A 21,940-nucleotide genomic window follows, 5' to 3' on the forward strand; every position below is an offset into this window, starting at 1 on the left:
TAGGCTCGTCCGGAGAACGAGAAATCTCGCCTAGACAGCCGGAACAGACGATGATCACATCACCGCCAGCCCAGCTAGACCGCCTGATTGAGCGGCAGAGGCCTGGTCATCGCCCGACGGCCATGGCAGCTGGCTGCTTCGGGGGGCTTACCTTGGGCAGGGCTGCAGCTTAGGTTGATGACATTGCATCCACCCCTCCCCCGCACCTGATACCCCAAAGTGGGGGGCCGCAGATGCCCTAGCTGCTGCTAAAGAGGGCTGGGGATTGTTCGATACATCTGACAGCGCGAATGGGCCATGGCAAGTACAGGCGTTCGACGACCCAGAGGCAGCAACCGCTCAGTTTGGGGTCACTGTGCCGAAGCTTGACGGTGACGACCTAGCGTGGAGACTGGTTTTCCATGGCAAGGCGGCACACCACGCAGCAGCCAGGGCGTTCCTCGCTGCTCACAACCCTATTGAGTGGGCCTCTATCGAGAAGGTCGGGGCAGCACTAGGGGAATACCAGAGGATAGCAACAACTGACCCCAAGCCATGCCGGAGTGGTCCCCATGCCGATTCCGAAGCACAGCATCCTAAAGTTGAAAGGTCTGTCCCCAAGCCACCACCCATGGCCGAAACGATCAGCAAGGCAGCTGCGGCGCTTGCTCACCCCAAGGGCCGGGTACTGCTCACGTCATGCTTGGGAATCGATCTGACGGACTGCGACCGTGAGGTGACTTTCTGCACCCTCACAGCGGACGGAAACCTTTCCCTAGTGGAGATTAGCGCTGGCTCTGAGTGGGATATACATCTGCTTGCCTTTGCTGCTCTCAAGCCGAGTATTGCCGTGATTGAGATTGAGGCGGATGAGGTGTTGTCCATGCACAGCCGGCTGAAAGAGAGTCTTGCGAGCGGTATGCCCCCAGCTGACGCCGTAGCGATGCTCTCCCGCTAGAGACACATCCAGCCTGGGCAGTTTTAAACGTACTGCCCAGAGCCTCGCCCCTCATTTCCAATCACGCAGCTTGAGCATTCGACTTAGCGATGACGCCCGAAAGAGTCTCGTTGAAGCGGACCTGAATCCACTGGAAGTGATCTTCCTCGGCGCCAGGAAAGGCTTCGCTCAACTTGTCAGCAAGCGTCCTATCGCCAGCGTCTATCGCCATGAAGCGCTGCATCCCCTGGTCATCACCGAGAAAGCCAAGCGCCAGCGCAGTACCTGTGAAATTACTGCTACCGAACCAGATAGCACGCCCATGGCTCGCGCTCTCATACAGGTCCTGGAGGATGGCACGGAACATCCCAGTGCCATACGCCTTCATCAAGGCCTCTCCGAGGTCAGAGGCGATGAAGCCCATAGGCATTTCCGGGGTTTTGGACAGCCCTTTTGCGAACTCCCAGCTGACCAGGAACTGCATATGGCGCATAACCGTGCATTGCTCCGGGTGATCCGTAGCGAATCTGAGCACGGCGTACTGCCCGACCATGGCTTGCGTGAGGTCGTCGCTCATCATTGCAGCCAAGCCCACTTTCCCACGCATCAGCGTGTAGTGAGCAGCGATAGCGAATTGGCGGACCAGCACGCCAACAGGATCAAACGAATGCCCAGGCACGACGACAATGTGCCCCCTGGTGCCATTGCTATAGACCGATCCAAGCGCGGATGCTGGCATCACATGTGCCTCAGCCCGTATGACTCGCACCTCACCTAAGCTGACACCGAACAGGCTCTGAACGTAGCTACGGGCTCGATCAACGGCGTAATCCGTAACAAGGTCGGCAACCGGCTTGTAGGTGTTGATGCACTGGCCCAGCGCGAGCCGATTCTCGTTCGATACAGACAGGGCGTTGATGTGGCCTGGAATCCGCTGGTGGGCTCTCAGGCTCTCGCACCCACCAACTTGCTCAGCGATGAGCTTTCCCCGCTCAGTCGTGAAACCAACAAGGGAACCTTGGTTGTCCTCCAGCCATTGATGGCGGTCTAGCTCGTAGAGACTCAGGTCGGCGATGCAGGCTGATTCGTTCATGAACCCTCACTTGCCATCAAACCCTGCGTTGGGGCCTGACGTACTTTCGGTTGTGCTTGGGCGCGTATACCGTGCCCTCATAACCTGAAAGTGAGTTCACAAAGGGCACCGAATCCAGGGTTTGCTGGCAGGTATCTCGAAATAAAGTCTCCCCTAGCGAACACCCGCCCGCCGCCACTGGAAAGCGACCTTTCGGCAATGGCGCGATGAAGGCACCGACCTACGTCTCACTCGCGCCACCCTTACACGCTTGGGCGTTTATGCCTTTTGCGATTGGTTGGGGTGATCTGGCATGGTTCGGTAGTTACCCTAGTCAGAGGGGGACCAATGGTTCACAGAAGCATCTGCACACTGACCAGATACACGGAGGAACAATGAGAACACCATTAGCAATTGCAGTAGCGCTACTGCTTTCTGGTTGCGGCACTGCCTTGACGAACCCGCAGGAAGTTGCAGAGGGTCAACAGGCGCTCCAGGCATGCTTATCTGCTACTGAGATTGCAGCGATGCGTTCGACATGCTTCCGGCGTGTCATAGATCAAGCCGGCGAAAACGCAGCTGCACAGGCCGAGGCTCACTGGAATGATGCCGTAGCGCGCATGCAGCCTGACGAGCGCCTGCTTGCTTCAATCCTTTGGCCGAATCTCAATGCGGTAAAGGCTGCCATTGCGAGCGGAGCGAACGTTAATCGTGAGTTCACCAATCGAGTAGTTGCCGGGACTAACGCGACTGATCCTCAAGGCATGAGATCGGTGTTGGACATAGCTGTTGGTGCCTTAGAGCCAGAGATTGCTGAGTTCCTGCTTCTGGAAGGGGCCAATCCCAACTGGCGTGCGAGCGAGGATGACTTGGACATGTTCACCTCTCGCATCATGAAGACCCAGAGCTACAGAGACCGGGACGGCAATGTCAAGACGATCACTGGCATGGATATGGCCGAACTGGGGGTTAAGTACGGCCTTGCCCCGACAGCCGAGTCACTGCTTCAGCTGGAGGTGTACATACAGACCTACAGGCCGGGTATTTACTCAACCCCCGATATGAAGCCGTTCTACGACGCTCTGATGCAACGCATAACCCCCGAGGTTACTCAGAGGCTGGTATCTCTGAAAGAGAAACAGCGGCAGGCGGATGAGCAGCGAGCAAAAGAGGAACAGAAGCGAAACGATGAACGTTTGCAGAGCGAGGCACGCAGGCGTCTAGTCAGCGAACAGGCCACCAAGGCGCTCAATGAACGCAAAAGGGTCATCGGCACGCGGATTTGTAAGGAAGCCCCCTCACAGTTTGGGACGCTTATCTACATAGGCTACGTAGAAGGATTGGCGCCGGAAAAGGTCCAGATTCGTGTCTCCAATGCCGTCTACAAGAACGCGCCCTCACTCTCCCCCGGAGGGTTCCGAGAAAACATTCTGTGGGACCACCCGAGTACCTGGAACATCTGCGAGTAGACCTCGCACCCCGCACCAGTCAAAAGGTCAGCACACGCTGGCCTTTTTTGCATCTGTGGCTCATAAACGGCTACGGCGCCGTAGTAGCGCCAAACGGATTGGTGCGTGCTCAATGCCGTTGTTGGGCGTTGAACATTCCCCCTTAGCAAGCCATCTGGCTGTGCCACTGTTCATGAGAGCGTATCGTTTGGTTGAGCGAGGTGCATAACGCCGAGGAAACTCGAAAGCTAGGTATCCCGGATGCAGAGCCCGGCACGGGGGAAAGATTGTGTCTGCTATGTCTTCCGGCGTACCGGCGACCAGCAGTAGATGACGAAGCACAAGCGGTGCCGAATGGCGTCCTGCGCGATGCCCATCCCTGCCACATCACAAGCTGGGCACCGACGATCCAAGCGTCCTCGTCTGGTTGGAGCATCGTGCAGCAGGGTACGAGCAGATGATCCAGGAAGGTATCGAAGACCCCGTGATTATCGGCTCCAGCAACGGAAGGCGTGCGCTATGGGACGGGTGGCACCGCACGGCAATAGCCATGGTTCGCGGTGAACAGCTGCTGGCAATCGTGGGAACCAAGGTTGCGGAAAGCCCAGCCCCCAAGACAGGAGCTGAGTAATTCTCCCCTCGCTCGGTTGCCAGCGATGACACAGCCCAGCCGGCTTGATGATGGGCTCTCCCTAACAAACCAAGGACTTTCCTTATGACCCATATCTGCGCAACCCGGCTGGACAACGAAAAGCTGGCCGCACGCATCGAGCAAAGCCACCTTAACGATTGTGCCAAGCGATTCATCGGAGCAGCCGAATGCACCTGCGGGCACGCAGACGCAGAAGCAGCTCTGCAAAGCGCTGGGGAAGCCCGCGAGACATACTCGTTCTCGTTGTACGAGCTGGTGAAAGCGGCAAGCACGATCTACGTCGAAAAGATGGAGGCGGCGGAGGTCAGCTTCGGTCAGTTCATTACCACGCCATCTGGTAAAGATCAGCTGCGGCTCAGCTGCGATGACGACACCGACTACCACTTTGAAGACCAGCAGGTAGAGCTACTGGACACCGGAGAGGTGTTCGCCATCGACAGCCCTATTGACCCCGAAGACGAAGCCACCACTTTCCGCATTCAGCTGACAGTGGAGCGCCCCATTTGCGCGAATGACCTCATAGCCAAGGTCTGAGCCATGGCCTCACCAGCAGCCGATGAAGGCTGCTGGTGCTTCAACGGAACACGCTGGCCGAGAACCGCGAATTGGTATCGACGATACGCGTAGTAATTGGCAGACGAGCGATGACACAGCCCGAGCGGGCGGATCATGTTCCCATCCCAAACAACGCGGACGCACTAGCATGACCACCAGCCACCCTATCACCACCACACTGCATTCCAGCTCCAACGGATTCCACGATTACGATGTGATCGGGCATCCAGTGCTTCGCCGGGTAGCCATCCCGCACGGGATCAAGGACGGCGAGCAGTTCAACGTCTACTACGGCGAAGCCAGCAAAGGCGGCGCCGTGTGGCGTGGGGGTATCGAGAAGTCCCTTGAGGCGTGGCTGAGCCTGCATGCTATGACGCACACCCTCAAACCCAAGAATGATGTTGCGCAAAAGCTGCTGACAAAGCTCGCGGAGGTTGGCCGTTCCGTGGAGCCAGGGTGCTTTGGGGGGCACTTCTACTGTGTCGGAGTGCCGGTCAAAGACCTGCCGGACGCATGCTTGCTGGGCACCCAGCTGGGCGAAAGCTTCGGAGGTATGGGGTGGGAACAGATAGGCCAGCACCGCTACATCGTGTTCCGCGACGCACACGTCAGCCGCTGATAGAACCCAGACACAGGGGCCGAAAGGCCCCTTTATCATGTCCGCCTTCGGCGTCCTGGTGGGGTTCAGGCAAAGCTGGGTGGTGAGCAGGCAGCCGAGGCGGAAGCGCAGTGCGCCCGAACCATTAGGACTGTGCATTCTGCGGGGGCTGGCGTAACAAAACCGTGCATGCGCTGCGGAATCCCAGTATCTGTCCTGGCGATTCGAGCTGGCGGGCGATGACACAGGGTTGCTGGTGGGAACATCGGGCACATCGAGTCAACGACCGACCACACCCTAGAGGATCACAACATGACCGTAGCCTTTACCGCCGCCAAAGTTTCCGCGCTGGATGCCGTTTCCTGCCTCACCCAAGACCTTACCCTGCTCGCTTCTGGCGATTGGCTCGGCGACGACGATGGTTGCGAGGCGTCCCTCGGTATGGTCGAGCGCCTGAACACTTACCTGGGCGAGCACAGCTTTGCCCAGACGCCAGAACTGGAGGCGGCAAAGCAAGCTGTGAAGTGCTTGGGCGAGGACTTTGCTCTGCTGGCTTCCGGGGATTGGGAGCCGGATGACGACAGCTGCGAGGCGTCCCTGACAATGGTTGAGACGCTACGCACCTTCATCAACGCCACTGACACCAACTGACCAAGGGTGCAGGCCGGGCACCAGCAAAGCTGCGCACCATCGCAAAGCACCTCATGTTCCCGTATGGCCGCTGATCTGAGCGTCCCCCCACGCAACGAGGCACCTGACAATGAACGTTATCCATACCACCAAGTGCGCGATCTACCGCAGCTGGGATTCGTGCGACAAGACCACCCTGATTGTTGCCATTACCGAGGATGGGGTTTCGCTCCATCACTTCGACACCAACTATACGGAGCCTGAGTCCACGCTGCTCAAGCTGACCGCGCCCGAGGCGCTGAGCGTTGCAGAGCGAATCCAGCGCGTGCTGCGTGGCGAGGCGCCGCAGAACGACTTCGACCAGCCGGGCGCCAAGCTGATCGTGACCCGTACCACCGATGGCGACCCCTACCGCGAGGGCGTTTCGATTGGCCTGGACTCCGGGGATTGGAATCGGGACTTTCACTTCCGCATGGAGAATGACTACGCTAGCAACCTCGCCGACCTGCTGCAATCAGCTCAGAAGTAGCGGCACGCGCCTGCATGCCTTAACGTATGGCCATCGCAGCGCCATTGGACGACCACCCCATGAACAATCTCTTATTGACCACCGCCTCGCAAAGCGAATCCGCCTGGGATCGCGCTGAGAACTACGTGAAAGAAGAACGCCCGATGCGTGCGGTGCGCAAGATCGTGGTCAAAGGCGCACTCGACGTTGTGTTCTTCCGGGCCAGTGAGCCCCGCCTCGTCGTTGCGGTGGAGGATCAGAGAGCGCTTGCGAACGTCACGACGCGCTTCGAAGGCGACAAGTTGGTCATAGACCAGATTGGTTCCTCTATCAGCATCAGCGGCGGCAGGATCACCGTGACTGGCAGCGGCAATATCGTTGCTGGCGGGACGATCTACGAAAACGGAATCAAGAAAAGTGGTTCAGGCGTTGTGAGCCAGGGGCGCTGCATGGTGGGCATTGCTCTACCGGAAGCCCCCGGTTTCCGCCTAAATGGTAGCGGTGACGTGACCCTCTACGACCTACAGCAAGCAGCTCTGGAAATTGCTTTGAAGGGAGCCGGCGACATTACTGCGTTCGGTCACGTTGACCACCTGGACGCCGAGGTTGCAGGCGTTGGCGACGTAGATGCGCGAAAGCTCATCGCCAAGACAGCCAATCTGTTGGTTTCCGGGGTTGGTGACGTAAAGGCCCATGTGAGCGAGGCGGTGAAAGCGAGAGTGTCTGGATGTGGTGACATAGTTGTCCGTGGGAATCCAGCCCAACGAGAGAAATCCGTCTCCGGCGTTGGCAACATTAAGTTCAAGTAGCCCACCTCGTCAGTACACGCCTTCCTCGGGCGCCAGCATCAGCAAGCTTGCTCGCGCCCGATCAATGAAGCGCACCTTCCACTCGGCAATGCTCATTACCGATTCTTGGGCCGGGGCAGGCTTCGCAATGAACCATGCCGGCTCCAGTCTCAGCACCGGCCTTGCATCCACATTCGCCAATACCGGCAGCGGGCAACGCACCAGCTCATCACCAGGGATGGGAGAACCAACGCCAATGGTGCCCTTGGTGTGCGCCCGCACACGGCATTTGGGGCAGGCGTAGTCGCGGCGGTACAGGGCACCAGCATCAGAACGGCATTTGCTTGCCACCCTGCTCTCACCAAGGGCTATCCCGTAGGTTTCGGCAGCTCTCCCGAAGACCCGCATGTACCGTCGCAGGTAATCCTCAGCCTCGGACATGGTGAGCGTGCGCCCCTGTTTCTTCGCAGCCGTGACGGAGCAAGAGACGTACACGGGCTTGAGGTCGCCCCGGATGCGGTTGGCCAGCAGCACAACGCCGATAGGGCGCAGCCAGTCTACCCCGCACTTGCACGCAACCTTCACGCCGATAGGCCGTGCCGGCGTCTGCTCGAACTGGCTCAGGTCATCGTAGAACGCCGAACCCGAACATACGGCTTGAGCAATATCGGCTGCGTGATCCACGCCCTCTGCGACGAACACTGGATTGGATGCGGTCAGATCAGCCCCCAGGTGGCCCGTGGAAGCGTTTTTACCGAAAAGCCATAGCGTGGGAACCCCAGACGCAAAACGTTGCTCAGTGCGCTCGTAGGTGGCTTGGGCTGACTGACGGGTAAGCTGAACCTCTATCGCAAGCGCAGGCCCGAAGGCAGAAGGCCCTACCAGCACATCAGCTCGCCAGTCATCCATGCCGGCTTCCAGCTCAACCGTGAAACCCAGTTCCAGGAGGCGAGCGTAGACGGCCAGCTTCTGGGCTGCGTGCTCGGGGCTTTCGTGCGAGACATAGCCCTCGGGAGCCTCACCTGGGAAGTGGGAGAAGAACCGGGTGATTCCCCCGCGCCAGCGAACGGTCTTGGCCACGGCGGGGAGCTTGGTGTCAGGCATCAGCACCTCCCGCAGCTTCGAGCGCTTCACAACCTGCCGCCATTCCTCATCAGGCAGGAACGCGCCAATGACTCGCTTGCCATCCACGATTGCAGTGCAGCCCATGCGCCTCCATCCCCCCCTCACTTCACAACACAGGCATCGAGCATTTGCGGCGCCCGCTGAACATGCCCGATGACACAGCCGGCGTGCGGTGATGATCGCTCCATACCGAAGACCAGCCACCAACCAGAGGATAACGGCAATGGGGATCAAGGCGCAGAACGGCTACATGGCGTTCATGGCAAAACAGATCGTTGCGGCGATCAGCAACTGCGGGAATCCGTTCGTTGAGGAATACCTGGACAGCATGGATTGCAGCGTCGAGGCCGAAATCTCGAACCTTGAAGCCTTCCAGCGGAGCGTTGCCCGCAATCCTGGTGGTGATCATAGCCTCGCCTCTGACGCGCTCAGGAAGTGGCTGTACGGTTGGAAGGAAGCCGACAAGTGCCTTGCTTGTATGGGCCTCAAATCATCTGCTGCGTGGGCAGAGGGTTACTACAAGGCCGGTCGGGCGTAAGCGTTCCGACCTACCGTCAAATCACCATCGAGGATTCCAGATGTTCAAGCTCATCGCCGAACTCATCGAGCGTAGCCGGCAGCGTCGTTACTGGCGGTACATGACCAAGCTCATGCGTGAGTCTGGCCCGGTAGTCGTGCATACGTACCCGGTGCAGCCAGCCAAGCAGAGGTAGCCGGTGACACGGCGAGACGGAAGGCAGAATTCCCCCTTATCGAGAACTCCGAATCTGATCTAGGAAACCACCCATGACGCTCCCCTGCACCCTATACCACTGCACAACAGTAGAGGCGCTGGAGTCGATTCTCTCCGAAGGCCTACTGCCTAGTAAGTCGCAATCCTCGCTGCTGGCCGTCTTTCTCAGTGATTGCCGGCACCTTGCAAGCGGCTATGCGGGACAGCAGCCTGATGTTGAGCATGTCCTGTTCGCAGTTGAGCTTGCGGCTTTAGACCCGGCGCTGCTCGGCCCTGACAACTGCGAGTTACAAGACTGGCTTGATGATCAGGGCGATGAACATGCCGCACTCACTGGAGTGAATCACTGGAGTCAGGCGAGCTGGCAGCAGAGCCTGGAGTGGTGCAATCAAGTGGCGTATGCGGGCGTAATACCTGTTTCTGCGATCAGCGTTGTTGAGAGTCTTGACCCTGTGCATACGCTCAGCCCCGTCATGGGGATGTAACCCGATAGCTCAAGGAAACCACTCATGAACACCAGCAATTCAAACCTGCGAGCACTCGGCATGACAGGTAGCTCATGCCCTGTTACGAATGTACGCGCCCCGAATGTATCTCGGAGCTTTGGCGACTTCACAATCAGCTACCTCCGCCATAGCGCTGAATATGGCAGCAATACGACCGCTATTGTGTTGGCCGGGCGCGTATTCCTGGTGCTAAACGGGAATCACGCTGAACAGCTCATCTCACAAGCAAGCGCCTGCGGCATCCAGGGTTGCGTGGACTATTTCGTAGAGAACATCGCCCAAGCAAACGGCCACAGCGAGCACCGTATGGCTACTGGGCTTGTTAGCGACCTATTCGGGCTTTATGGGACAGCTTTGGAAGTTATGGGGAAGCACAACATCGACAAGATTGCTAAGGCAGCGGCCTGACAAGCTGTGCCTGCCGGCGCAGCTTCCGCAATCTGATACAACAGTAAAGGGGCTGCGGTCCCTTTTTCGTGAGCGCCTGTAAGACTATGGTGAGTTTCAGGCAAAGGCTGGATTAAGCCGCTGCGTATCACCCCACACAATGCTAATTCTGGAGGATGGGACTTTGAACCTGTTCGGCACTGAGACGCCAAGTTTAGAGGGTAGACGCCTTGTCAAAAGGTTCGCCGAATCGTTGCGGGGACTGGCGGAAGCAGAACGGCTTCCCGAATCCAGCTTTGAGACTTGGGGTGAGGTTTTCGCGAAAGAAAGCATGACTCTGGAAGAAGCCGAGTGGCTGGGTAACTGGTACAGCATGTATCACCAGCGCGGCCCTAGCCTCGGTTACATCATGTTTGCTTTGCGCAGGCTGCGTGCAGAGGGCGAGCTTCCAGAACACATGATCGCCGGCAGTGAAGACCTACTGGCTCAAAAGATCATCAAGTTCCTGCACGATGAAGGTGTAAGCCCAGATATTGCGGTGAATAGCCTTTTCATGGCGGCTGCCCTCTCTCACGTTGCGTATTACCGTAAACATCACCCGAGCACTGACCGGGCATATGTGCGCTCTGAGCTTGAGGGTAAGGCGCGTGTAAGCGATTGGCTGGTAGATCAAGTGCTTGATGAGGTTGAAGCTGGCGTGGGGGATTTGAAGGCGTTGAAGCCAATCCTGTTCCCTTGATCTATTGCAGCACCAGCAACCCCAACCAATAAGCCTTCTCACGCGGGCTTACTCGTTATCTGGGTTGGCATCCCCTACCCCAAAGCTTGGCACCGGGAATTGCAATCAACGGCACCCACGCAGATACCTGCCTATCGATCCTGATACCTCAAGCTTGGAGGCCAGAATCTTCCTACTCCTTTCGGTGACACAGCTATTGCCATTAGACGATGGCCACATCCATAACCACCCACGCAAAATCGCAAGGAGTACCAAAGCCATGGCCAATCAGAACAGCACGCTTCCCCAAGCCACCCAGCACCAGGGCAGCCTGCACGACCGCTACGAAATCTACCGCGCCAACGCCGAGAGTTTGGGCTGGCCGGTGAAAACCTTCGAAGAATGGCTGGATAGCTGACCATGCAGATTGCAAAAGACTTCCTGATCCTCCGGGGCATCAAAGCTGATGGGCGGGTATCCCACGCCTTGGAGCGAAAGCCCCTCAAGGTGGCAACGCTGCTGGATGAGGAACAGTTCAACCGCAACGGCCACGGCCTGCTGCACAACCGCACGGTGTTCCTCGAAGACCAGATGCACGACTGGGCATGGGAGAACGGGCGCTTCCGCTACTTCTCCCGCGTCGCTGGCGAGGCAGACGTACTGATCGTCTACGAGCTGGGTGACGTGTACTTCTGCCCCCAGTGCGGAGGCAAGAAGGAATCCCTGGACAACCAATGCCCGAGCTGCGGGCACGTCCCTGGCGCATGAGCCTGCGTCAGTCCCCAACTGAGGAAGTCGGTATGACTGTCGAGGCAACAAACGTCAGCACGCGCAGTGACAATGATCTGTCCGTATCGGACGACGAGATTGTCGCTGACCTGTTCCGGCTAGCGAGGACAGGCCGCTATCTCAAGGTTGAACCCTTGCTGGAGGAAGCCATGCGGATGTATCCGGCTGAGCCCTTCGAACGAATCAAGGCCTGCTTGAAGCGTCTGGCTGGGATTCTGTGGGACAACGACCATGGCGGGTACGCCACCGAGTACAAGCGCCAGCGGACCACCAAACGCGGCAGCCATTTGGCCACCGCCTAAGCGAACAAGGGGAACTGCCATGGAGACCGAACCCATCACGGAAGTTGACGTGTAGCACCGGCTGGAAGCTGGTCAGCGAGTAATACGAGGCCCCAACCATGGAATCGAGAATTTGGACTGTTGGACGCTTCCCTGCCGGGGTCTGGAGTGGAGGCGGTAGCAGCAACGCCCCGGACTACTCGGAGTGTGAGGTGTACCTGATCCCCGCAGAGAGCTTGGATAGGGCGAAGAAGAAGGCCCAGGCCATTCGCGCACGCCTCGTTAAGAAAGGCGCCACTCTCCCATCCCAGCTAGAGCCATACAAGGCAAGCTGATCTATGCGAACAAGTCCCCAGCATAGGAAATCAGCACCATTCGGTTGCAGCACCGGGGGAGCTAGCGGTTAATTTTGTGTCCTTACGAATTAGGACAACTGCGCCAAACATGACCAGGAAAACGTACACCCGCATTGAGTGGACAGAAGATCGTCTAGCCCTACTAGGCAAGCAATCGGACACATCCCTTGCCGATCAGCTTGGCGTGTCTTGGTCGGTGGTGCGCGTGAAGCGTAAGGCCTTGGGAATACCTCGTTTTGACCCGCTAAGGACTCTGCTCGCCGAGCAGCCCGAGCTGATCGACCAGCTAGGGGCTATGACAGACAAGCATATCGCTTCACTGGCAGGCGTCAGCCGTTCCAGGGTTCGCCACTACCGCAACGCAGTCGGTCGCACGTCGCCGGCACGCGAAAAGCACCCAGTCCCAGAAGCGGCATTGGCGTATCTTGGCCGTGAAATCGACGCTGAGGTAGCTAAGAGGTTCGGAGTTTCTGCGTCCGCGATTTGTGGGTTGAGACGCCGAAAGGGGATTCCACGCTTTGACCCTTTGAGCGCTCTGTTTACCGAGAGGCCGGAGCTGACAGAACAACTAGGAGTGAAACCTGATTCGTATTTCGCTGAGCTTGCAGGGGTGAGTCTGGCCACGATACGGAGGTACAGAAGAACTATTGGCCGCAAATCATCATTGAGAGCCGGCTGGGTAAGACCAAGCAGCGCAACGCCTGAAAGAGAGTAACTGTTCGATTCTCATGATTGGGTCTGAGAAATTGGCTGAATCCCAGTAGCTCTGCCATGACACACCCGCTTGTGCGTGATGATGATCACACCAAAAACGCACTGCGGAGCACCTGCACTATGAGCCGTGAAGCCTGCCAAATTGAAGACCTCCTGCACTCTGCCGGCTACAAGACCGAGCGCATCGGCGGAGAGGTCAACGTCTACGACCCGGTGTACCAGTCCGTCGCCGGCAGCAACCAGCTGGTCCTGACCCACTGGAAGCTCAAGGAAATTCGCTCGATCAGTCAGGCCTGGGCCTTCATTGAGGAACGGGCATGAGTAGCGCAACGAAGGTAGTTGAGTACCACGTCACCTACATGATCGGCGAGCGCGTGAGCGAAGCTGTCATGACTCAGCGCGAGCTGGATGAGTGCCGGGCCAGCTGCGAAATCATCGAAGCCCTTCCCATCGGCGCCTGACGGCGCTCAGTGTATTCAGGCAATGCAATCAGCTCGAACGGAGAATCGTGACATGACCCAACTGGTAAGCATCCCGGCGCATCACTTCATCGGCAACGGAGATACCCCCTTCCTGATCGTAGGGCGCGTATGGGGTGACGACGATGACACCGCCACCCTCATCATGGCTGACAACTTATCCGAGGCTTACGCTCTGTTTGTCGAGGCATTGCATGAGAGCGCCGGCAATACCGAGGAAGATCGGCACGAAATGGTCGCGGATCACGGTTCCGACCACATCATCACCAGTTACACGCCGCTGACCTGACCGAACCCCGATATTGGAACTCACGCCATGACCGAACAGGCATACATCGCAGTAACGAATACCGGCTATGTCGAGGGGGCTTGCCTCGTCGATGCGGAAGATAGTCAAGCTTGGGTGGGTGAAATGGAAAGCACCGGCATGGCGATCCAGCAACTACCCATGGCAGAGGCCAAGGCCATGCTTTATACCCACCGTCCACAAGCCATCCTTGAAGCATAGGAAATCAGCTATGGCCGACGAAATCGAGTTTCTACGAAATCAGAATCTGTCATTGAAGGCGAAGATCGCAGGTCTTGAGCATCGAATGGCTGAAATGGTTCGCAAACACAGCGCGACCTACGAGTTGAATGAAATTCTCCAGAACCGGCTCCGCGAGAACGGGTTGTCACCCTACATCGCGGCATCTGATCTGAAAGTAGAGCCTCAGAGCGTCCCCGCGAGCACCAAACCGCATAGGCTTGCGCCATTGACCGCCAACATGCTCCAGGTTCTGCGGGAGATTGTTGACGGAACCGCTGTAGATCATGGTAGGCACATGGCGCCCCGAGAAAGAGCAGGCCGTGGCCGAACGCTGGACAAACTCGTAGAGCGCGGCCTACTGGACTCTGCATATCGCCCTACCGAAAAAGCTAATACGTATTTGTCCTCAGCGAGCTGTTGAATAGACCAAGGAAACCGAGCATGCAGCACTCCAGTCCTAGCGAACTGCCGCCCCGCTCCACTGCCCGGTACTGAGCCCCTGCAATGGGGACTCAGCATGCTATCCCGCAGTCTCAACCCAGCACGGCCTATCACCAGGGCGTAGGTAACTGCAACACCTACGGGTGAAATCGCCTTGCCTGCCCCCCTATTCTCAGCAGCTCATGACGGCATGCGGCTATCAAGAGCCTTCTCGGTGTGGTTCAAGCAGAGGGCTGTTCGCGGCACGCTGGGCTGGACTTCCTAGGCTCCAAACATGGGGCTCGACGACTTTCGTCAATCTCTATGCAGCCCTGATTACACAGCCCTCTCGGCCTGATCATAGCCACATCGCCAAAGCACAAACGCTACTGGCACCGACACAGAACTACCGAGGTACACATCATGCTTAGCTGGGACGACGCCGAAGACACTACCGAAACCACAACTGCTGCCGAAGCTGCACCAGCAGCCCAGCCCGCTGCTGCACCTGTTGAGGCGGAAGCGTCCGTTGCTGCTGCACGCATGGTGTCGAGTGCTGACAGTGAGGCCGTGGCCCGCGCCAAGGAAGCCCTGAACGACCTGGACATTCAGGAAGGCCTGGATGATCTGGAAGGCGCCGCCGCCCGTGTGCATGTGGGCGACAAAATGATGATCAACGCCCGTGCCGACCTCAACCAGCTGGTGCCGTTCAAGTACGACTGGGCATGGCAGAAGTACCTGGACGGCTGCGCGAACCACTGGATGCCCCAGGAAGTGAACATGACCGCCGACATTGCCCTGTGGAAAGACCCGAATGGGCTGTCCGAAGACGAGCGCCGCATCGTCATGCGCTCGCTGGGCTTCTTCTCCACCGCCGACTCGCTGGTGGCCAACAACTTGGTGCTGGCCGTGTACCGCCTGATCACCAACCCCGAGTGCCGCCAGTACATCCTGCGTCAGGCCTTCGAGGAAGCCATCCACACCCACGCATACCAATACTGCATCGAATCTTTGGGCATGGATGAGGGCGAAATCTTCAACATGTACAAGGAGGTTCCGAGCGTAGCCAAGAAAGCTGCGTGGGGCCTCAAGTACACCCGCTCAATCTCTGACCCTCAGTTCCAAACTGGCACAGTGGAAAACGACCGTCAGTTCCTCAAGAACCTGATCGCCTACTACTGCGTTCTGGAAGGCATGTTCTTCTACTGCGGCTTCACCCAGATTCTGTCGATGGGTCGCCGCAACAAGATGACCGGCACCGCCGAGCAGTTCCAGTACATCCTCCGCGACGAGTCGATGCACCTGAACTTCGGTATCGACGTGATTAACACCATCAAGATGGAGAACCCGCACCTCTGGGATGCCCAGATGCAGGAAGAAGCCACCCAGATGATCCTGCAAGGCGCACAGCTCGAAATCGAGTACGCCCAGGACACCATGCCGCGAGGCGTGCTGGGTATGAACGCCGCCACGATGGCCGACTACCTCAAGTTCATCGCGAACCGCCGTCTGGTGCAGATCGGCCTAAAAGAGCAGTTCCCTGGCGTTGCCAACCCGTTCCCGTGGATGAGCGAAATCATGGACTTGAAGAAGGAGAAGAACTTCTTCGAAACCCGCGTCGTGGACTACCAAACTGGCGGCGCCCTGAGCTGGGACTGATCCCAGCTTTAACCACACAGTGACCTGATACCCCAAACGAGGAAATGACCATGCTGAGCTGGGACGAAGTAGAGAAAGACGAAACCGAGGAAGACTTCCTCGCTGCGAAGAACGAAGACGGTGAAGCCCCTGCGCCGGCTGCCTGCCCGCTTAATCCCGATGGGCTCACTACATGCGACGCCTGCCAGTAGCCTGCTGAATGGCTGGACGCCCTGCCCAGCTAACCACCTGACCTGACGACAGCGAGACACCCCACATGACGCCCAACCACCTGCAACAAGCCATTGCCCGCGCCACCGCTGCCGGCGATGAAGTAATGGTCGGCCTTCTTCAACGCGCCAGCCAGGACTACTACCCCGGCGCCGCCGAAATCAACCAGCTCGTCGGCAATCTTTGGAACTCGGGATGGGGTGCCGCTGACAAGCAGATCGGCATCATCGAAAGCGAGTTTCACGAAACGGCAGACGATGGCATTGCCGCCCGCGACGTGTACGAGCTTCGCGATGGCGTGGGCGACCTGATCTTCACTACCCTCGGTCTGGCCCACCGCACCGGCCTGAACGCTGCCGCTGACTACGCTCAGGTTGTCGCCAGCCAGTACAGCAAGTTCGACCCGACCGAAGAAGACGCCCTGAAAACCAAGGCCAAGTACGACGCACTCGGCATGGAAACCCGCTACGAGCGGCGGCAGGTGCCCGGCACGGACGATTGGGTTTACGTCACCTTCTCGGCCAAGGACCAGATCGACGGCGAGGGCCGCAAGTGCGGCGCCGGTAAGTGGCTGAAATCGTATCGCTTCGCCGAACCCGTCTTCGATGAACTTCCTGCCGAGGTTAGTGCCAAGCTGAACGTTGCAACCGTCGATACCGCCAACCCCGCCTAACCTCGCGTCGCTGCTGATGCTCCCTCCGGTGCGCCCTGCGCCGGGGGATGAGCAACTGCCACCAGTGCGGCTGCGTGCCTCCCCCCTCATTCGTAGACTGGGTTCACCTTCGACCCAGGACTACTCATGGAACAGCTCTCGATCCGCCTCGCCAACATCATTCAGCGTGCTTTGGTGCGAGAGGGCGGCAAGTCTCGGACACAAACGGCCTCCCTCTCTCATGAGGACGTTCGACAGCTGCGAATCCACGGGATGTGGTACGAGGGCTTTGAGCCATGCGAAATCCCAGGCCGGGAAGACGCTGAGTTCTGGAGCGTGTTCTCTGTTCTAGACCGGGAAGCTGCCGAGAAGGCGGTTGCTCAGTTCCGAGTTCCCAAGGCGCCAGTTGAGTTCACCCTTACCCCCATCGAGCAGATCGATCAGGCCCGCCAGTGGGCTGAGTACCGCTGCCCTGCCTGCAATACAGCAAGCGTGGAGTGGCGCGATGGCGACAGCGTGCCAGTTCCGGTGCTGCCCGAAGGAATCGACTCCTACGGACTGATCGACACCGGCTTGATGGTCGGGCAGTGCAAGCACTGTAGCCAGCCGGTCTATATCTACGAATTCGGGTTCTCGACCGTCGATAACCCGCAAGACGACATGGCCTTCTGCGTGTGGAATCTGCTGTACGAGCCCGATTCGTTCCAGGTATTCCGAGCCGAGGCAGAAGGTCACGAACCTTGGATCGTCTCGCGTCTCGACTACCGCACGGGCGCCACAGCTGACGGCGATACCCTACTGCTGCCCAAAGGCCCCTTCGTGATCGACTTCCACCAGTTCGGCCCATTCAAGCTGGAGCACTCCAGCGAGCTTACTGGCCCGCACGGGGTCAGCAACTGCGGAGCGTCCGGCGCCAGCGACAAGTGGGAAGTAGGCAAGGCTCTGTTCCACAACCTTGCAGGCAGCGCCATGCGAGCGCTTAACGACCGCTGATAACTCAGACCCCTATGGCCTGACACTCATCCTTGAGCACCTTGCGTGCGAATTCAGGGGCAGCATTCTTTGCTCCCTGGATCGTCTGTATCCCTCGGCGCACCCGGCCCATGAAGATCAGCTCAAACTCAGGGTTCTCGAACGACCTGCGACAGAGCAGCATCGTGTGCCCTGCATATTGGCGACTGGACAGCACCGGGTTGTGATCGAGCCAACCATCGTCGGTCGGGGCCTCGCATAATTCCTCGGGCGCCATTTCCGGTTTTTGGACCTTAGATTTCCTGCGAGCTTCTTCAATGTCCGCCTCGGTAAGGCCGGCAGCACTCATCAGCAGCGCTGGCAGGTCTATCCCGTAGTAGCCAAGCAGGGATACCAGTGTGTCTTGAGGTAAGCCTTGAAGGCCTCGCTCGACGCGGGAAAGGCCACTGGTGTCGATCTTGAGGTCACGGGTCAAATCTTGAAGCGTTCGATTCTGCTGCAATCGAATCGCTTTGAGGATTTCCCCCATGGTCTGGTGCGAAGGGCTTTTTGGCTGCATGCGCCGATTACTCAAGTGCGAAATTCGCAAAAGGCTAGCACAGCATCACTCACTCCAGACGGTGATTCTGGACGCGCTGAGAACGTTTCAGCTTCTGGTATGCCAGCAAAAATTGGATGGCGTATCGCTCGGCCCGAGACGCAAGGAAGTGGATTCGAACAGCCCCCACCACATGAGCCATTCTCAAGTCGGATAGGACTTGTCCATCTAACTGCACCGGGTTCAGTGGTATCAGCCAACGCCCCACCCCTACGATTGCTGGAGTCGGCCTCCGTCCATCCTGAAACCCCATGCTGCGGCCTGAGCATTCTCATGCCGCCTCAAACGCGATCCGATGACACAGCCATTCTGCCGAGAAACTACCAGCTCACTTTCGCGGTACAAGGCATCGCTGAGCATGAACCCAACCCCCTGGAACATCGCCTATCACTCGGGCATGAGTTCCCAATCCGACTTTCAGGCCTGCATCAAAACCGGGGCACCAGCAGGCGTAGTCGCAGGCCTGCTCACCACACAGCAGCTGTTCGGGGCGATTCCTCGGTTTATCCGGGAAGGCGGCAGCCTGTTCATCGACAGCGGCGCCTTCTCAGCTTTCCGCAAGGGCGAGCCGATGCAGTGGAAGCGTGTGTTTCAGGTGTATGGCTTGGTGATCAGCACCACCGAAGGCTCTCCGAAAGTCAGCATCGTTGCACCTGACGTGGTGGCCGATCAGCCGGCAACGTTCGCGCTCTGGCAAGAGCACCGCGACCTGATTCGATCCTGGATCGATAGCGGCGTGCGCGTGATCGTGCCGCTGCAAACTGGCCCGATGCCTGCCGACCAGCTGTTGCAAGCCGCAATCGAGCTGCTGGGCACCGACCGATTCTGCGCCGGAATCCCAAGCAACGAAGCGGCAATGTCGCCGGCTGAGTGCAGCCTGCTGCGCCACCATGACTTCCACATCCTGGGCCGGGTGAAGCTCAACGACGAGGTAGCTGCCAAGGTCGCGGCGCTCAAAGCCAACTCCCCAGATGCCAACCTGACCGCCGACGCCAACTGGCTGCGCTCCCGGACAAGGAAAGCAGGCCGGCTGCGTGAGGCAATGCCAATCCAGATGTTCGAGAGCCGGCGCACCCAGGCCGTCACTCACCTGCTGCGCGAGGAAGGCTATGTCATCGGAGTAGAGGCGTAGCCCACCAGCAGCCAACCAGAATCAAGCCCAGCGACCGCGCTGGGGTGATACCACCAACCAGGAGTAACCATGCACCAACTGTCCAAGCTGTTCCTCGCCGTCGCATTCGCTGCGACCGCAGCCACCGCCCACGCCGCCGAGGTCGATCCCGAGGCCCTGGCCGCGAAACGCTTCGCCATCCAGACCGAAGTCACCAAGGGTGGCAAAGTGGTCAGCGCCAGCACCAAGGAAATCCAGAACGGCGGCACCGCGCACTTCTCCGACTCCAAGTTCAAGGAAATCGACGCCAGCGTGACGGTCGAATGCCGTACCGGCTGGCAGCGCTGGGCGCAGTTCTACAAGCCCCGCTGCGACGAGCCGGTGCGCGAGGTCGAGAACGTGGCCATCGGCTTCAATGCCGAGGTTGGGGCGCGAGAAGCCAGCGACGGCGACGTGTTGCTCTACGTGAAGGGCAACTACGTGGACGTGATCAGCGAATACAACCTGGAATGCGTCGAGGCTGACCTTCGTGCTGCGTCTTTCCGCGATTCCTCTCTGAACAGCAGCATGATCATCAGCCCCGGCCAAGTAGTCGAAATCACCAACGGTATCGAAGAAGACGAAATTCGCCTCAAGCTCACCGTAACCCCGATCTGACCCTGCTAGGGGCGCGGTGCTTGCGCTCACCTCACGCAGCCAATGCACCAGCCCCCTTTACGAGTACCCGTTTCATGAACACGCAACCCGCAATTCAACCCAAGCCGTCTCAGCAACGCTTCTGGGTGCAGGACAAGACCCGGCTCTGCCGTATCACGATGTGCGCCGAATATGCAGATGAAGCTGTGCGTGATGGATTCCGAGAGGTCACGCTGGACGAGCAGGAAGCCTTTCGAGAAGCCACCCATGCAGCGATGGAAAACGGTTGGAAGCCCGGTTCGCGCAAGCCTTTCGAGAGCTTCCTGCCGGCGAACCTGGAACAGCCTCAAGCAGGTTGAACACTAATGCGCCGGGGCACCCAGCTTAGCTGCCCGGCGCCCCTCTCCCTCATGCAAGCATGCGCCCTCATTCCCGAGCTTGGGAATGTGGGGCTAGTTCCCCGCGTGCGCCCTGAATATCTGCCCAAGCACGCCCGTGACACAAGCGTTTCTCTTGGAAGATGAACACATCAACCAAGAGGAACCAGCCATGCAGACCACACCCACCAACGCCGCCGCAATCGTGACAGCCCAGCTCCAAGCGAGCCGCGAATACCTTGAAGCCATGCGCCCGCTCGATCTGCCGGTGATGGGCAAGGGGACAGTGGTTTGGGGGCCGGCAGAGCACGACAAGAGCCAGTTGATCGAGTACCCGTCGAATTGGACGGGGCTGGCCGCTCGCTACCAGGATGGAAACTCCACCTACTGGTTCCTCGGCCAATGCCAACAGACCCAGGAGCGCGAGTTCTACTGCCTCGGCAAAGCCGGCTCAGTTGCAGAACTGATTGCACGGGCGGAAGCCGCTGTCACCCGTGGCATCGATTACTGGTCGTCAGTGATTGCAGCCTGATCCCCCGGCAACCTCAAGCCCCACGTTGAGAGCTGACGATGTTTCTGTGCCGGCGCTGACACAGGTGCCGGCGCGGGAAGATAGCTCCATCGTTTCCAGACCGGAGCAATCCCCATGACCACCACCTACGAATTTGGCCAGCTGCTGCTGATCGACAAAGCCCCAACGCTGGCACAGCGTGAGAACGTTATCCGCAACAACCTCACCGACTGGCGTTTCGAGTCGGGCTACATGCGAGTTCACAAGGTCGCTGTCACGTCTGCGGGCGAGTTCTACGCTTGCGTCAGCTACCCGTTCCGCTCCAACACCATCCAAACCTACGTCGCAGGGACTATCCAGTGCCGGCGCAAAGACGAAGGCTACTGGCTCAACTTCGACTGCTTTCTGGCGACCGCGAGCGTTCCCTTCACCCTGACTGGCTGCCCGCGTGAAATCTTCGACACCGGCAATGCCATGGGGATGATGACCAATGTGAACGAGGACTGGTATCAGGCCTGCATGCAGACATTGGTAATCCGCGACAAAGAGCAGGCATTGAAAAAGGGCGCCGTATTCAAGCTGCAAGCAGGAGCGCCGTCCCGAGTCCTGGGAGGCGAGCGCGCTACCTTCGCCGTTGCCCTGAGCAAGTCCAAGGCCCTGTATATCTGCCCCGGCTCTCGCTCCACGATCCAGGGCGGGATCGACGACCTGATGGAACACTACGACCCGGTAGACGCGAGCACCATTCCCGAGTTCTTGGAGCAGAGCAGCTACACCGAAGTGGGCGAACTGCTGTTCGACCTGAGCGGTACTGCGCCAGCGCTCAAAGGCCGTCTGGCCAAAGGGGTCAAGGCCAAGCTGTTGGCCAAGGTGCGCAAGGAGCGCGACCGCGCACTGGCGGCTTCGTATGAGGCTGCAAACCTTGTGAATCCATTCACCACGGGCGCATGGCTGTCCTAAACGCAGTCAGGCCATAGACGCCTATGTGCATCCGGTGCCGGCACCAGCGG

At 58.7% G+C, this 21,940-nt stretch carries 32 protein-coding genes; 29 read left to right on the top strand and 3 right to left on the bottom strand.

Annotated elements, in window-relative coordinates; genetic code table 11:
- Positions 1–265: 265 nt before the first annotated feature.
- Entirely contained in the window at positions 266–937 is a 672-nt protein-coding gene (locus PSOLE_RS21490; protein WP_088339349.1) for a hypothetical protein, read from the top strand.
- Positions 938–998: 61 nt separating this feature from the next.
- On the opposite strand, the gene PSOLE_RS21495 is transcribed toward PSOLE_RS21490, so the two are convergent.
- Positions 999–2,009 (bottom strand): hypothetical protein, encoded by a 1,011-nt coding sequence (locus PSOLE_RS21495; RefSeq protein ID WP_074857379.1) that lies wholly within the window; start codon positions 2,007–2,009, stop codon positions 999–1,001.
- Positions 2,010–2,383: 374 nt separating this feature from the next.
- Here PSOLE_RS21495 and PSOLE_RS21500 point away from each other — a divergent pair, with 374 nt between their 5' ends.
- From PSOLE_RS21500 to PSOLE_RS21525, 6 genes are all read left to right on the top strand, one after another.
- Entirely contained in the window at positions 2,384–3,457 is a 1,074-nt protein-coding gene (locus PSOLE_RS21500) for a hypothetical protein (protein WP_074857376.1), read from the top strand.
- A 694-nt stretch (positions 3,458–4,151) separates the two neighbouring features.
- Positions 4,152–4,622 (top strand): hypothetical protein, encoded by a 471-nt coding sequence (locus tag PSOLE_RS21505; protein WP_074857373.1) that lies wholly within the window; start codon positions 4,152–4,154, stop codon positions 4,620–4,622.
- A gap of 169 nt (positions 4,623–4,791) precedes the next feature.
- Positions 4,792–5,262, top strand: a complete 471-nt coding sequence (locus tag PSOLE_RS21510; RefSeq protein ID WP_074857370.1) for a hypothetical protein — start codon at positions 4,792–4,794, stop codon at positions 5,260–5,262.
- 291 nt (positions 5,263–5,553) lie between these two features.
- Positions 5,554–5,892, top strand: coding sequence for a hypothetical protein (locus PSOLE_RS21515; RefSeq protein ID WP_074857367.1), 339 nt, complete (start codon positions 5,554–5,556; stop codon positions 5,890–5,892).
- A 109-nt stretch (positions 5,893–6,001) separates the two neighbouring features.
- A complete protein-coding gene (locus PSOLE_RS21520) occupies positions 6,002–6,400 on the top strand; it encodes a hypothetical protein (protein WP_074857364.1) in 399 nt (132 codons plus the stop codon).
- A 59-nt stretch (positions 6,401–6,459) separates the two neighbouring features.
- Positions 6,460–7,188 (top strand): GIN domain-containing protein, encoded by a 729-nt coding sequence (locus PSOLE_RS21525; RefSeq protein ID WP_088339351.1) that lies wholly within the window; start codon positions 6,460–6,462, stop codon positions 7,186–7,188.
- Between the two features lie 9 nt (positions 7,189–7,197).
- Here the strand turns inward: PSOLE_RS21525 and PSOLE_RS21530 are convergent, their stop codons facing one another.
- A complete protein-coding gene (locus tag PSOLE_RS21530; protein ID WP_074857357.1) occupies positions 7,198–8,376 on the bottom strand; it encodes a competence protein CoiA family protein in 1,179 nt (392 codons plus the stop codon).
- Between the two features lie 139 nt (positions 8,377–8,515).
- On the opposite strand from PSOLE_RS21530, the gene PSOLE_RS21535 reads away from it, so the two are divergent.
- From PSOLE_RS21535 to PSOLE_RS21600, 17 genes are all read left to right on the top strand, one after another.
- A complete protein-coding gene (locus PSOLE_RS21535; RefSeq protein WP_074857354.1) occupies positions 8,516–8,830 on the top strand; it encodes a hypothetical protein in 315 nt (104 codons plus the stop codon).
- Between the two features lie 40 nt (positions 8,831–8,870).
- On the top strand, positions 8,871–9,005 hold the full coding sequence (locus tag PSOLE_RS25000; RefSeq protein ID WP_255312121.1) for a hypothetical protein: 135 nt from the start codon (positions 8,871–8,873) through the stop codon (positions 9,003–9,005).
- A 73-nt stretch (positions 9,006–9,078) separates the two neighbouring features.
- Positions 9,079–9,510, top strand: a complete 432-nt coding sequence (locus PSOLE_RS21540; RefSeq protein WP_074857349.1) for an RNA 2'-phosphotransferase family protein — start codon at positions 9,079–9,081, stop codon at positions 9,508–9,510.
- A gap of 24 nt (positions 9,511–9,534) precedes the next feature.
- Positions 9,535–9,939 (top strand): hypothetical protein, encoded by a 405-nt coding sequence (locus PSOLE_RS21545; RefSeq protein WP_074857347.1) that lies wholly within the window; start codon positions 9,535–9,537, stop codon positions 9,937–9,939.
- Positions 9,940–10,102: 163 nt separating this feature from the next.
- Positions 10,103–10,657 (top strand): hypothetical protein, encoded by a 555-nt coding sequence (locus PSOLE_RS21550; protein ID WP_139204932.1) that lies wholly within the window; start codon positions 10,103–10,105, stop codon positions 10,655–10,657.
- A 259-nt stretch (positions 10,658–10,916) separates the two neighbouring features.
- The gene (locus tag PSOLE_RS24310; protein WP_169713316.1) at positions 10,917–11,054 is read left to right on the top strand and encodes a hypothetical protein; all 138 of its coding nucleotides are present in this window, start codon (positions 10,917–10,919) and stop codon (positions 11,052–11,054) included.
- Positions 11,055–11,056: 2 nt separating this feature from the next.
- Entirely contained in the window at positions 11,057–11,404 is a 348-nt protein-coding gene (locus PSOLE_RS21555) for a zinc ribbon domain-containing protein (RefSeq protein ID WP_045632736.1), read from the top strand.
- Positions 11,405–11,436: 32 nt separating this feature from the next.
- Positions 11,437–11,727 carry a hypothetical protein gene (locus PSOLE_RS21560; protein ID WP_074857341.1) on the top strand — a complete coding sequence of 97 codons (291 nt, stop codon included), beginning with the start codon at positions 11,437–11,439 and terminating at the stop codon, positions 11,725–11,727.
- Positions 11,728–12,896: 1,169 nt separating this feature from the next.
- Entirely contained in the window at positions 12,897–13,097 is a 201-nt protein-coding gene (locus PSOLE_RS21570; protein WP_020308157.1) for a hypothetical protein, read from the top strand.
- Entirely contained in the window at positions 13,094–13,237 is a 144-nt protein-coding gene (locus PSOLE_RS24160) for a hypothetical protein (protein WP_154070728.1), read from the top strand. Before PSOLE_RS21570 ends, PSOLE_RS24160 begins: the two co-directional genes overlap by 4 nt.
- A 52-nt stretch (positions 13,238–13,289) precedes the next feature.
- A complete protein-coding gene (locus PSOLE_RS21575) occupies positions 13,290–13,544 on the top strand; it encodes a hypothetical protein (RefSeq protein ID WP_020308158.1) in 255 nt (84 codons plus the stop codon).
- A 27-nt stretch (positions 13,545–13,571) separates the two neighbouring features.
- On the top strand, positions 13,572–13,763 hold the full coding sequence (locus PSOLE_RS21580; protein WP_020308159.1) for a hypothetical protein: 192 nt from the start codon (positions 13,572–13,574) through the stop codon (positions 13,761–13,763).
- 10 nt (positions 13,764–13,773) lie between these two features.
- The gene (locus PSOLE_RS21585; protein ID WP_020308160.1) at positions 13,774–14,205 is read left to right on the top strand and encodes a hypothetical protein; all 432 of its coding nucleotides are present in this window, start codon (positions 13,774–13,776) and stop codon (positions 14,203–14,205) included.
- Positions 14,206–14,627: 422 nt separating this feature from the next.
- Entirely contained in the window at positions 14,628–15,863 is a 1,236-nt protein-coding gene (locus PSOLE_RS21590) for a ribonucleotide-diphosphate reductase subunit beta (RefSeq protein WP_037005085.1), read from the top strand.
- 50 nt (positions 15,864–15,913) lie between these two features.
- Positions 15,914–16,054 carry a hypothetical protein gene (locus PSOLE_RS24165; RefSeq protein ID WP_158212591.1) on the top strand — a complete coding sequence of 47 codons (141 nt, stop codon included), beginning with the start codon at positions 15,914–15,916 and terminating at the stop codon, positions 16,052–16,054.
- Positions 16,055–16,119: 65 nt separating this feature from the next.
- Positions 16,120–16,746 (top strand): hypothetical protein, encoded by a 627-nt coding sequence (locus PSOLE_RS21595; RefSeq protein WP_020308162.1) that lies wholly within the window; start codon positions 16,120–16,122, stop codon positions 16,744–16,746.
- Positions 16,747–16,872: 126 nt separating this feature from the next.
- Complete coding sequence (locus tag PSOLE_RS21600) at positions 16,873–17,718, top strand: hypothetical protein (protein ID WP_020308163.1); 846 nt, start codon at positions 16,873–16,875, stop codon at positions 17,716–17,718.
- Between the two features lie 4 nt (positions 17,719–17,722).
- On the opposite strand, the gene PSOLE_RS21605 is transcribed toward PSOLE_RS21600, so the two are convergent.
- Positions 17,723–18,256, bottom strand: coding sequence for a helix-turn-helix domain-containing protein (locus PSOLE_RS21605; RefSeq protein WP_074857336.1), 534 nt, complete (start codon positions 18,254–18,256; stop codon positions 17,723–17,725).
- 334 nt (positions 18,257–18,590) lie between these two features.
- Between PSOLE_RS21605 and PSOLE_RS21615 the strand changes: the two genes are divergently transcribed.
- From PSOLE_RS21615 to PSOLE_RS21635, 5 genes are all read left to right on the top strand, one after another.
- Entirely contained in the window at positions 18,591–19,427 is an 837-nt protein-coding gene (locus tag PSOLE_RS21615; protein ID WP_249044924.1) for a hypothetical protein, read from the top strand.
- Between the two features lie 69 nt (positions 19,428–19,496).
- Positions 19,497–20,063 (top strand): hypothetical protein, encoded by a 567-nt coding sequence (locus PSOLE_RS21620; protein WP_083393729.1) that lies wholly within the window; start codon positions 19,497–19,499, stop codon positions 20,061–20,063.
- Positions 20,064–20,137: 74 nt separating this feature from the next.
- Positions 20,138–20,401 (top strand): hypothetical protein, encoded by a 264-nt coding sequence (locus tag PSOLE_RS21625; protein ID WP_074857331.1) that lies wholly within the window; start codon positions 20,138–20,140, stop codon positions 20,399–20,401.
- A 190-nt stretch (positions 20,402–20,591) separates the two neighbouring features.
- Entirely contained in the window at positions 20,592–20,951 is a 360-nt protein-coding gene (locus PSOLE_RS21630) for a hypothetical protein (protein ID WP_074857327.1), read from the top strand.
- A 114-nt stretch (positions 20,952–21,065) separates the two neighbouring features.
- Entirely contained in the window at positions 21,066–21,890 is an 825-nt protein-coding gene (locus PSOLE_RS21635) for a hypothetical protein (protein ID WP_074857325.1), read from the top strand.
- Positions 21,891–21,940: the final 50 nt, after the last annotated feature.

Source organism: Pseudomonas oleovorans subsp. oleovorans, assembly GCF_002197815.1.
In the GTDB taxonomy this organism is placed as follows: Bacteria; Pseudomonadota; Gammaproteobacteria; order Pseudomonadales; family Pseudomonadaceae; genus Aquipseudomonas; species Aquipseudomonas oleovorans.